General features: G+C 48.7%; 7 protein-coding genes. 6 read left to right on the top strand and 1 reads right to left on the bottom strand.

Annotated features, from left to right (window positions below; translation table 11 throughout):
• Window positions 1-146: 146 nt before the first annotated feature.
• The gene (locus BLS15_RS23765) at window positions 147-917 is read left to right on the top strand and encodes an HAD family hydrolase (RefSeq protein WP_028533424.1); all 771 of its coding nucleotides are present in this window, start codon (window positions 147-149) and stop codon (window positions 915-917) included.
• A 295-nt stretch (window positions 918-1,212) separates the two neighbouring features.
• On the opposite strand, the gene BLS15_RS23760 is transcribed toward BLS15_RS23765, so the two are convergent.
• The gene (locus tag BLS15_RS23760) at window positions 1,213-2,835 is read right to left on the bottom strand and encodes a nitrite/sulfite reductase (protein ID WP_090514117.1); all 1,623 of its coding nucleotides are present in this window, start codon (window positions 2,833-2,835) and stop codon (window positions 1,213-1,215) included.
• Window positions 2,836-3,236: 401 nt separating this feature from the next.
• Here BLS15_RS23760 and BLS15_RS23755 point away from each other — a divergent pair, with 401 nt between their 5' ends.
• The 5 genes from BLS15_RS23755 to galU all read left to right on the top strand — a co-directional run bounded on the left by BLS15_RS23755 (window position 3,237) and on the right by galU (window position 11,110).
• Window positions 3,237-3,440: a DUF2759 family protein gene (locus BLS15_RS23755; protein WP_021257086.1), complete on the top strand. Its 204-nt coding sequence runs from the start codon at window positions 3,237-3,239 to the stop codon at window positions 3,438-3,440.
• 194 nt (window positions 3,441-3,634) lie between these two features.
• Window positions 3,635-4,834, top strand: a complete 1,200-nt coding sequence (locus tag BLS15_RS23750; RefSeq protein WP_254777399.1) for a S1C family serine protease — start codon at window positions 3,635-3,637, stop codon at window positions 4,832-4,834.
• Between the two features lie 90 nt (window positions 4,835-4,924).
• On the top strand, window positions 4,925-6,961 hold the full coding sequence (locus BLS15_RS23745; RefSeq protein ID WP_090514114.1) for a stalk domain-containing protein: 2,037 nt from the start codon (window positions 4,925-4,927) through the stop codon (window positions 6,959-6,961).
• Between the two features lie 267 nt (window positions 6,962-7,228).
• Window positions 7,229-9,841, top strand: a complete 2,613-nt coding sequence (locus BLS15_RS23740; RefSeq protein ID WP_175460829.1) for a U32 family peptidase — start codon at window positions 7,229-7,231, stop codon at window positions 9,839-9,841.
• A 393-nt stretch (window positions 9,842-10,234) separates the two neighbouring features.
• Entirely contained in the window at window positions 10,235-11,110 is an 876-nt protein-coding gene (gene galU, locus BLS15_RS23735; RefSeq protein ID WP_021257082.1) for a UTP--glucose-1-phosphate uridylyltransferase GalU, read from the top strand.
• Window positions 11,111-11,129 lie beyond the last annotated feature (19 nt).

The raw sequence follows: 11,129 nt of genomic DNA, 5'->3' as shown, positions 1-11,129 counted from the left end.
TTTTGGATGTGTTTCCTGGAATTGCCATTTAACATCCCGATCCCATGTCGAGAAATGTTGAAGCAGTTAAGGAATGCAGCAGGAGACCGAGCTATGTATGCCGAAATGGTAGGGCAACGATAATGATCTTGCAGAGGATGGTGCAGATGGTTCAGCTTCAAGTAGGTTCTTGCAGTGCAAAGGTGCGCGGTATTTTGTTCGACAAGGATGGAACGCTGTTACAGTTCATTAGCCTGTGGGGCTGGTGGGCGGAGACGGTAATGAAGGGATTGGAACAGGAGCTGAAGCAAGAGGGCGGCTCTTTGCCGGAAGATCCGGGATATATTTTAGGCGTTCACATCGAGCCAGATGGATCGATACGTTCGCATGATCGGCAAGGGCCACTGGCGATGGGTTCTCCGACGCAGATGATTTCGATCGCGACTTATTTGCTCTATAAAGAAGGAGTGCCGTGGAACCGCGCTGTGCAGCGGGTAACTGAGGTGTTTGAGCAGGCAAATGAGCAATTGCTGGAGCATGCTAATATAATCCCGGTAACAGGCGTTGTGCCGTTTCTGGAACGCTGCCGTCAGCATGGACTTAAGATGGCGGTTGTAACAGCAGATGATAAGGGGCCATCTGAGCAGCATTTGGAGAAGATGGGAATCCGCCATTATTTCGATGCGGTCGTTGGCGATGATTGTGTAGCTCAAGGGAAGCCTTATCCGGACATGGTGGAGCTGGCCTGCCGAGAGATCGGTCTGGAACCACATGAGATAGCTGTGATCGGAGATTCGGTTGGGGATATGGAAATGGGACACGCTGCTGGCTCAAGTCTTCAAATCTTCATTGATGAAGCGAATCAATTTGATACAGCGCCTGAATCCGCAGATGTGATGATTCGTTCTTACGAGGAGATTCAACTGAAGGACGAGTAATAGGCATAAGGCAACTTACAGCACATGTTAGGCTGAATCATGGTACGATAAGTAATGTTAGGAGCAATGTTAGGCAAGTCATTTTTAGCTAAGGCGATTAATCGTACGAAGGCTGCAGTATAATAATCGCAGAGTATGGTGCATGCTGGACGAAGAAAAGTAATAATGCAGAACTTTTCTCAATAAATCATATGCTGTGAAATGAAGAGACCAGCCAGAGCGCTTAGCTAAGGTTGGTCTCTTGTTCATAACAGGGGAGGCTGGTGCGGGGTGGATGTATTCTCTCTCATTAGGCTTAGCCGATAGGAGCAGCTAGAATCTCGGTCAGGCGCTGCTGGAACGCTTCTGCACCGACACGGAGGAAGAAATGATGGAATGTCTCATTTGCTTTGCGCTCCTCTTTATAGAAGCGAAGGAGCTGTTCTAGGACGTATGGGACGTCGTCGCCCTTTACACGCCCTTTCAACGTTGTGTTGAAACGGGCATTCGGGCCGAGTATGCCACCGACTGCGATATCGAAAGCATCGACCATGCCTTGCTCCGTCTTCACGAGAGAGCCCTGTAAGCCGATATCAGCGACATGCTTCTGACCGCAGGCGTTAGGACAACCAATGAAGTGAATGCGAATTTGTTCATCCAGATCGGTGATATGCTCATCCAAATAGTCAGCTACGCGTCTTGCGCGTTCCTTCGTTTCTACGATCGCTAGGTTGCAGAATTCGTTGCCTGTGCATGATACCGTCCGGCTCATGAATGGCTTAGGATGTGGCGTAATGCGCTGCAGCACGGGGAGAGCAAGAACCTCGTCAATGTGAGATTCAGGTATGCCAGTCAGAACAATGTTCTGGGACATCGTTGTCCGTAGTAATCCGTCACCGTATTGTTCAGCTGCGTCAGCCAGCTGGCGGAACTCGTGGCTATCCAACCGGCCGATTGGCACGTTGAGTCCAATATAGAAGAGGCCGTTCTGTTTCTGTGGATGTACGCCGTCGAAGTAGGCTGCTTGCCAGCCGACGGTTCTATCCTCACCACGAGTAGGGAACTTGCCGATCAGCTCCTCCAAGCGATTCTGGAAAGCCTCTACACCCCAAGCCGCGATAAGGAACTTCAGACGGGCATGATGGCGCTTCTCACGGAATCCATTGTCACGGAATAGTGTCGTTACGCCGATGGCGACCTTGAGCACTTCCTCAGGGCGTATGAACATATCAAGCTTTTGCGCCAAGTGCGGCTTGGCGGACAATCCACCTCCGACATGGGCGTGGAAGCCGATCACTTCTTCATCATCAATGATTTTGACGGCAGGGGTGAAGGCTAAGTCATTTATTTCAGCATGCGCATTGTTATAGATGTTGGCGGAAATCGACATTTTGTATTTGCGCGGCAAGTTGGAAAAGTCTCGATTCAAGAGGAAAAAATCATTTACTTCATTTACGAGATCGGTTGTATCCATTAATTCATTGGGATCAATGCCAGCAAGCGGATTGCCGACAATCGTTCGCGGGCAGTCGCCGCAAGCCTCATAGGAATAGAGTCCAACCTGTTCAAGACGGTTGAAGATATCGGGGAAGTCCTCGACTCTCAGCCAGTGGTACTGAATCGCTTGGCGTGTTGTTACGTCCATCAGGCTTCGGCCGTATAGCTCAGCGATATCGGCTAGCGTTCGAGCTTGAGCGGCGGACATAATACCGGAATTGATGCGGATGCGCATCATGAAATGTCCGTCCTTCGGCTTCTGCTCATAGACACCGGCCCACTTGAAACGACCTTTGTCATCTTCGGGGATGGATTCATAGCCTTGCTGCGCATACGTCTCGATAATATCGCGAATGACATCAAGACCGTCCTTCTCCATTTTGACAAACTCGAACTTATTCAGCTTTACAGGGTCTTGCATCCAAATTGGATCATAAGCCATTGGCAGTCCCTCATTTCCTCTAAACTTGTTTATTCCGATATAAATAGTATGTTTTATAGGTGAGGTAATCGTAACATATTTCCAGCAAGGCGACAATGCATGGTGAAGACAAGTGCTATTATAATTTCTGATGAATACATTCAATTTCTCTTATGAATGGCATCGGGAGAATTAAGCCAAGTAAAGTGAAAGGCACAGGTACGGAATGATGTGGCGAAAACATGTCCATCTAATCTCTCACTCAATGACAACTATCATGCAGGGTTTCAATGACAAGGGATAAATCATGAAATATTGGTGACAATCTTGTTAAATATGAAAAATTTGCCTTGATTCTTTTGCTGGGTAAATATAACATAGATGCATATGAGTATAATGAACGTGTAGAGGGAGGTCACACCATGTTTTTGGCCGAAGCAGCACAACAGAGCGAAAGCACCTATCAGCATTTTGATCTATTTATGATTGCGTTTACTTTACTCTTGATCTGGGCAGTTCTACGCCAAGTCAAGCAGCGTCCTCGCAACCTATTTGCGCTCGGCTTCGCCGTTGTGAGCTTGCTTGTATTTTTATATGCGGATTGGGTAATGGTGCAGGGTTGGTAATCGCCATCAAGCCTTTGAACAATTGATCTTCACATATCACATAAGGCGATACATACATGTCCTACAGACAGACTCCTTGGTGGATAACATCAAGGAGTCTTTTTTTTTCTTGCATATGATCTGAGGTTGGAGGAGAATGGAAGCATAGATTGGAATGCCCTGATTTCATAGGGGGCAAGAGGAGGAGCAACCGGATGGTTGGGCAAGGGAAGAGAATACATACAAATCATGCATCAGAAGTGAAGTTATCTAGAAGAATGGGAAGAAACAGAGTTGTGCTATTTATCGTTTCCTTGCTGGTTGGAGCATCTGTTCTGCCAACTGCGGCAGGTGCTGAGGCGTCATTTCGAGCCGTAAAGGTGAAGGACAAGGTATATGTAGAAGCGGAGGCGCTTGAGCAGGTAGCCGGCGGCAAAGGTACATATGATAGCAAGTCGAATACATATCAGTACAAGCCTAATGATATTCCTACTATTGTGGAAAAGGTAAGCCCATCCGTTGTATCGATTATTGGCCGTCAGATCGATGCAGAAGATGATTCAGACAACTGGCTGTCTCACGGAACGGGAGTCGTTGTGCGCAAGGATGGATGGATTGTTACGAATGCGCATGTCATTTTAGCTCTGCAGAAGCCAGTGGTCGTAACGCCGGAAGGGAAATCCTATCCGGTAAGCAAGTGGTTCGCTGATGAGGAAAGTGATATTGCCCTGATTAAAATCAATGCACAAAACATGAAGCCTGCCACATTTGTACGTCCGAACCCAACACTTAAGGTGGGCGAAGGGGTCGTTGCACTTGGAACACCAGTGTCGTTTACACTGCGCAATTCTGCAACTTCCGGGATTATTAGCGGAATCGACCGGGCTGTCGATTCCAGTTACAAGCTGATTCAGACGGATGCGGCTATTAATCCTGGCAATAGCGGGGGGCCACTCGTGAATATGCGTGGTGAAGTGATTGGCATTAATTCGATGAAGTTCGCTGCTGTAGGGATTGAGAACATGGGATTTGCGATACCGTCTGACACGGTAAACCTGATTGTGCAGCACTTTTTCAAATATAGCAAGGTGAAGCGGGCCTCGATTGGCGTTGAACTGGAAGAGAGCTGGGCTGCGTATGTTGGATTGCCGACAGATGTTCCGATCAAGGTTACGAACGTTGTAAGCGCCCAGGCGAAGAAGGCAGGCATAACGGAAGGTGATGTGCTGTATGCCATTAACGGTAAGCCAGTGAAGACTCTTGTCGATGTGCATGAGGCACTAAAGTCATTTTTGCCAGGGCAACAAGTAAAGCTAACGATGCAGTCGAAGGGGAATCTTGTTGCGAAGATGATAGTGCTGAGTGAAGCAGTAAAGCCTACTGTTAAGGAGAAGTCAGCAGAAGCTGATAAGTAACGTAGAAGTAGAAGTAGAAGTAGAAGTAGAAGTGCATGAAAACTGAAGGGTATATTTCATAGATGGAGAGCTAAGGGGAGAGTGCTTCATATGGGGAAAATGATTCGATATCCGTTCTCGAGCCATCATTGGCGGAAGAGTGTAGCGATTATGACAATAGCCGCCGTCGTAGCGGGAACGATTGGGTGGAACGTGTCTCCGTCTCCGGCTGTGGCAGCAACTGCCGCGGCTGGGCAGCAGGAGATGCTCCGATTGAAAGTGGGCAGTACGAGTGCGACATGGAACGGTGAGAAGTTAGCGATTGTGAAGCCATACGTTCGTCAAGGAACAACGATGGTGCCGCTTAGTATCTTCACGAATGTGTTCGATGCGGCCTTGAAATGGGAACAGGATAATGCAGTCATATTGGAAGGCGATGCTGCCTCCATTCGGATGAGAATCGGCCAGAAGCAGGCGATGCTGAACGGCAAGCTTGTCAAACTGGCAGTAGCCCCGGAAATGACTGGCGGTACTGCGATGGTGCCGTTGAAGCAGGTGGCACAAGCTTTTGGTGCAACTTATTCGGTGGATAAGGATAAATCGATTGTATTGCGCTGGAAACAGGCAGGGAATCTTGCAGGTGCTGCTGTAGATGTGAGTGCGAAGGCTGCGCGTGTCGGAAATTCCTACTATCAATGGAATATGGTACTCCCTAAGGGCTGGACGCATGAGAGCTTATCTCCTGAGGAGTTCGCTGTTATGTTTGCGGATCCAACAGAACATGTCTATGTAACGATCAATGCGCTGGATTGGGCATCGAAGCCGCTTGAGCATTGGGCAGATACGTTTAAGGGGCAGGCGTCGGAACAGCAATTAATAGAGTATCTGCAGATGGAAGAATTAGACGATGAGTCAGAAATGTATGAAGCAAGCACGGGTAAGGTTGATGGGATTGCATATGCACAATCTGTGTTTATAAATGAAGAGGATATGTACTTAGCGCGTGTGTTTAGCGCCAACGGAAAGCGATACATTGTCCGTATATTTGATACAAATGCGCAACGACCGAAGCAGATGCTGCAGTACGTCCCGTTCATAAATACGTTCCGTACGAGCTTTTCCGCTGGTGCTGCAACCAATATCAGCTCGGTGAAGGACGGCTACCGCAATACGGAGTTGTGGGGCAAAGGGCTGACAATGGATTTGCCGGTAGAGTGGGCATCGTCTGATACGTATTTCCAATCGTATGGGTCGAAAAATTGGGAACAGTCTGCCAATTACAATATTGCGACTGCTGCACCTGGTTTGACGCTCGACCAGTTTGCTAAAAATCATTTATCTTATTTGAAAATGACCACCAAGTCTGAGTATTTGCAGGTCGATCCTGAGCAGGACGTAAAACTTGCAGATGGGAAAATGGCAAAATCCATTAAAATAAAAAGCAAAGTCGACGAGAAGAACTGGAAGGTGAGCATGCATTTGCTCGTTATCGATCAAGGTGTGCAATATTTGATGATCTATCATTGTCCGGATAATTCAGAGGGTGTTACTCTTGGAAACCGCTTGTTTTCCTCGGTGAAGGTTGATGGAAGTGTAAAGAAAGATCTTGAAAGTCCGGAAGACTTCCCAAAAGGGGAAGACTGGTACAAGGACTGGTCTGTCAGCTCACCTCGCAAAGCTCCGAATTATGGATTTACCTTGCAGGTACCGGATTGGTGGACGAGCGGGTTCTATGCTTGGGGAGAAGAGAACTATGATGTTGAATTGGACGAAGGCATGATTGCTTATTATTCACGGCCGGATAGTGATTTCTCCGTGTATGTCGATCAAGTGCGAACAGTAGAAGAGGCGCTTGCAAGATGGGAAGATTACTATAAAGGGGAAGGCGACACTAAGGTTGAGATCGTGAAGCAAGAGAAGACGACGGTTCAAGGCAATAAAGCTTATGCGGTCGAGATGAAAGTATTCAGCGAGGCCGGTCAATTGAGCTTCACCGTGAATTTGCTGTTAATTGCGCGTGAAGGCAAAGTATTCTCAGTCGTGTATTCCATGGAGGATACGGCGCGAACACCAGAACTGCTTGACTCTTTCAAGCGTACGATGGAATCCTTTCAATTTACGGAGCAAGTGACGAATAAGAAGTCATGATGCAGACAGCATCCTAGCCAAGCTATGGCGGGATGCTTTTCTTTTTCTTACGTGTGCAGCTGGTTGTCTAGTTGCAGGTGGAAATCTCCTTACGCAACTCTGCAGCGAGCAAGCTTATGTGTAGGTATGCGGCATAGTGAGCAGGAAGTTCTAGCCTATGCTGGAGTTTCGGCGTAAAGATCGCTATACTAATTGAAGCATATTTAAATAAGTAGATAGAGATGACCGCATCATGCGGCAATGGATAAATTAGCTTGGAGGATGAGCATGTCGACAATGAAGCAAGGGATACAGCGTGGAGATATTGAGCTGCTGGCGCCGGCTGGGGATTGGGATTGCATGCGTGCCGCAGTGGCAAATGGCGCGGATGCGATCTTTTTCGGAGTAGAGAAGTTCAATGCACGTGCGCGTGCGAACAATTTCCGGATGGATGATTTGCCAGACATTATGGCGTTTTTGCATAGTTATGGGGTTAAAGGATTTCTGACGTTTAATATATTGGTGTTTGAAAATGAGCTTGAGGATGCAAAGGGGCTTATCGAGGCTTGTATTGATGCGGGTGTAGACGCGGTTATCGTACAGGACTTGGGGTTGGTGAAAATGATTCGTGAAATTTCGCCTGACTTCCCGATTCATGGCTCAACACAAATGACGATTACATCACCAGAAGCGGCTGAATTTACGAAGCCGTATGGCATGGAACGTGTTGTGCTTGGCCGTGAGAACAACCTGAAGCAAATTCAAAAGATCGGTGAGAAGGCCAACGTACCGATGGAAGTGTTCGTGCATGGTGCGTTGTGCGTGTCCTACTCTGGACAATGCTTAACGTCCGAAATGTGGGGCGGCCGCTCGGCGAACCGAGGGGAATGCGCGCAGGCTTGCCGTTTGCCGTATGACATGATGGTTGACGGGGAGCATCAGCCGATGGGTGATGTGACATATTTGCTGTCGCCGAAGGATTTGGCGGCGATTGATATTGTGCCGGAGTTGATTGAAGCGGGTGTTACGTCCTTCAAAATTGAAGGGCGCATGAAGCAGCCGGAATATGTGGCGAACGTGGTGAGCAAGTACCGCAAAGCGATTGATGACTATTTCGATGGCAATTGGGCAGGCCCTTCTAAGGAAGAAGTTCGCGAGCTTCAGCAAAGCTTTTCTCGCGGCTTCACGCACGGCTTCTTGAAAGGGACGAACAACAAGCAGCTTGTGGACGGAACGTTCCCGAAGAGCCGCGGTGTATATGTGGGTACGGTGCAGCAGGTGCTGCGTGACGGTGTCGTATGTAAACTGGAAGCGCCTCTGAAGCGCGGCGACGGCATTGGCTTCGATGCTGGTGATCCGACGAAGAAGGAAGAGGGCGGACGCATCTACGATTTGCGTCGTCAAGGCGTGAAGCTGGAAGGCGAAGCGGAGGAAGGCTGGATTGTAGACATCGTGCCAGGACGCAATGACGTGGACTTGCGCCGCGTTCATGTTGGGGATCGGATCTGGAAGACGAGCGACCAGGCGCTCGATAAGCGTATGCGTGCCACGTTTGAGACGGACAAGCCTTACCGTGTCTTCCCTGTGCATGTGCGTGTTGAAGGCCGTGCTGGCGAGCCACTGCGTACGTGGTGGACGGACGTGCAAAAGGGAACAGTCGTTCAAGTGGATTCGGAGCTTCCGCTTGAGGTTGCACAAAAACGTCCGATGGACGAGGCACTCTTGCGTGAGCAACTCGGTCGTCTGGGCGGTACAGTGTATCAGCTTGAGGCATTGGAATCGGCGCTTGAAGGCGATGTTATCGTTCCGATGCGCGAGTTGAATGCGATTCGCCGCCATGCCGTGGAGGAGCTTGCAGGAGAACGTCCGAAACCGCCGGTATACGTGAAGCACGATATCGCGGCTATGGGTGATGCTGTTAAGGAGCAGACGCCAGTACCGTTTGGCGGTGCTCAGTTGACAGCGATGTGCCGCAACTTGGAACAGGTGCAGGCTGCCGTGAAGACAGATGTATCGTTGATTTACGCTGACTTTGAATTCATTAAGCAGTTCCCTGCTGCCATTGAAGCATGCCGCGCAGCAGGCAAGCCGATTGCACTGGTAACGCCGCGCATCCATATGCCGAACGAGAACGGATACCATCGCAACATCTTGAACCTGAAGCCGGATGCAGTGCTCGTCCGCAACACGGGTGCACTGAATTACTACCAGTTGGAGAAGGCGGAATGGGAGAGCAAGAGGGCGTCATCAGGGATGCCTAGCCAAGAGGTTATAGAGCAGGCTGCAAATGATCCGCAGCTGGCCATCTGCCCTGGCAAGCCGGAAGGCGAGCCGTTCCCGCAGCTGATCGGGGACTTCTCCTTGAACGTGGCGAACCATAAGACGGTACAGCTGTTCAAGGAAGCAGGATTGGATCGCATTACACCATCATATGACTTGAACATTCAGCAAATGGTCGATATGCTGCGTCATGCAGATACATCGATGCTGGAGATCGTCATCCATCAGCATTTGCCGATGTTCCATACCGAGCACTGCGTGTACTGCACATTCCTAAGCGAAGGAACAGACTACACGAACTGCGGTCGTCCGTGCGAGGAGCACCGTGTATCCCTGCGTGACCGCATCGGCATGTCCCACCCTGTTCGGGTAGACGAGGGCTGCCGTAATACCGTGTACAACGCGATTGAGCAGTCGGGTGCAGAGTATTTGGTTAACTTCCTGGAGCTTGGCGTTGGCACATACCGTGTCGAGTTCTTGGAGGAAACGCCAGAGCAAGTGCAAGAGGTAATCGACCTGTACGGCCGTGCACTTCGCGGTGAAATCAGCGGCACGGAAGTATGGCGCAAGCTGAAGGCAACCAACCAGCTCGGCGTAACGCGTGGGCAATTGGTGAAGTAAGTAGTGGTCATTAACTTAATAACGTAAAGTTACAATAATCGACTCGACCTAGATGGAATGTGTAGTGAACTGCATGGAAATCTGGGTTCGAGTTTTTTTGTTAGAAAGGCGTCCATTTCGAGTTCATATCTTTTACTGATTACGGTGAGTAATCTGTAGATTTTATCCGAAGGAGGAAGTACAGAAGGAGATTCTTCAAAAAAGATGGATGCATATTATTGCTATTTACGTTAACTATGATACTGAACAGGAGCAATAAGTTAAATGAGTAATAAAATCAATGACGTATACCTTGGTAAGTATATTTCTTGATCCCTTTTCATGTATACTAAAGTTAGCATCAGGTATGAACGGATGGAGTTAGATGAACGATTGAGATTGGAGAGGCTTAAGATGAAGATTAGAAAGGCAATTATTCCAGCCGCAGGGCTGGGTACGCGCTTTTTGCCTGCAACAAAAGCAATGCCAAAAGAAATGCTGCCGATTGTAGACAAGCCGACGATTCAGTACATTGTGGAAGAGGCAGTAGACTCCGGCATCGAAGATATCATTATTGTTACAGGTAGGGGAAAGCGGGCTATCGAGGATCATTTTGATAATTACTTTGAACTCGAGCATAACCTGTTGGAGAAAGATAAGCTAGCGCTGTTAGAAGAAGTACGGAAATCCTCCGAGATGGCCAACATTCATTATATCCGGCAAAGAGAGCCACGGGGATTAGGACACGCGATATGGTGTGCTCGCAAATTTATCGGAAATGAACCGTTCGCTGTACTGCTTGGAGACGATATCGTACAAGCCGAGGTACCTTGCTTGAAACAAATGATTGACGTATATGATCGTTACGAATCCTCGATTGTTGGCGTACAGCCAGTCCCTTGGGAGCATGTGTCACGTTACGGACTCGTAGCAGGCCCTTCTGTAGAAGAGCGACTCATTCGTGCAGAACAGCTAGTAGAGAAGCCAGACAAAGAGTCGGCTCCATCGAATTGGGCCATCATGGGACGATATATACTTACTCCGCGTATATTTGAACTGTTGGAACAGCAGGAAGCGGGTGTCAACGGAGAAATACAGCTCACGGATGCGATTGCACAGCTAAGCGCAGAACAAAGTGTGTTAGCTTATCATTTCGATGGTCAACGGCATGACGTTGGTGAGAAACTCGGCTTTATTGAGACGACACTGCATTACGCACTGCAGCGCCCAGAGCTGCGGGGAGATTTACTTGAGTATATGAAGCGTATGATAGTTGAGTATGAAAAATAAAGGTGAACAGAAAAAGGAA

The sequence above is a fragment of the Paenibacillus sp. cl6col genome (assembly GCF_900102125.1).
GTDB classification, from domain to species: domain Bacteria; phylum Bacillota; class Bacilli; order Paenibacillales; family Paenibacillaceae; genus Paenibacillus_B; species Paenibacillus_B suaedae.
Note: the sequence above shows the minus strand (reverse complement) of the source record. Positions and strands in the feature narration are given on the sequence as shown.